We start from the raw sequence: 828 nt of genomic DNA, 5'->3' as shown, positions 1-828 counted from the left end.
ATTTGGTATGATAGTTCAAAAAAGGTGATTAGTCATGAACTACCCAAGCAATATTTCCCGCCAACAATTTGAACTCATTCGTCCCGACTTAGAAGCTGCACGGCGTTCAACGAGGCCTCGAAAGTATGATCTTTATGAGTTGTTCTGTGCAGTTGTCTATGTTTTAAGAACTGGCTGTCAATGGCGCGAGTTACCAGTTGATTTTCCTCGCTGGCAATTGGTCTATTACTATTATCGCGTATGGTCTGAGGAACAGATTATTGATGAACTATCAATCTTAGATCAGTGTTTAAAAAAATTGTCTTTACCCTACGGGAAAAACAGTCACGCTCGGCTAGAACATCTTTCATAATCATTGACGCACAAAGCGTTAAAAATACCGATACTGCTGAGCATCGCGGCTACGACGGTGGTAAACGCATATCCGGCATCAAACGCCACCTAGCGGTTGATATTAACGGCTTACCACAAGCAATTCACATCACCACGGCCAATGTTTCCGACCGTAATGGAGCCAGTGCCATGTTAGCTCTAAATTCTGGGCATTTACAGCAAGTTAAATCGGTTCTTGTCGATGGTGGCTACACTGGATCGAATTTTGCCGCTGATGTTTACACTAATTTAAACGCCACCGTCCAGGTGGCTAAACGCAATGAGCTTCATAAATTCGAAGTACTGCCACAACGCTGGATCATTGAACGTTCCTTCAGTTGGTTGGATAAATGTCGACGACTTTGGAAGAACTGTGAGCGTAAACTCAATTCAAGTCGTCAAATGGTTATCTTAGCGTTTCTGGTATTACTCCTAAGAAGATTTTAAACAGGTTCT

1 protein-coding gene is annotated in these 828 nt (G+C 42.6%); it reads left to right on the top strand.

Features of this window, described 5'->3' with window-relative positions; genetic code table 11:
• Positions 1 to 34: 34 nt before the first annotated feature.
• Positions 35 to 819, top strand: a protein-coding gene (locus KGF65_RS16740; RefSeq protein WP_225423544.1) for an IS5 family transposase whose coding sequence is annotated in 2 segments (ribosomal slippage) — positions 35 to 317 and positions 317 to 819 — 786 coding nt in all. Because the reading frame shifts where the segments join, the coding sequence is not laid out codon by codon here.
• Positions 820 to 828 lie beyond the last annotated feature (9 nt).

This window comes from Lactiplantibacillus sp. 30.2.29 (assembly GCF_018991255.1).
Taxonomy (GTDB): Bacteria; Bacillota; Bacilli; order Lactobacillales; family Lactobacillaceae; genus Lactiplantibacillus; species Lactiplantibacillus pentosus.
This window is presented reverse-complemented; position numbering and strand designations above follow the sequence as displayed.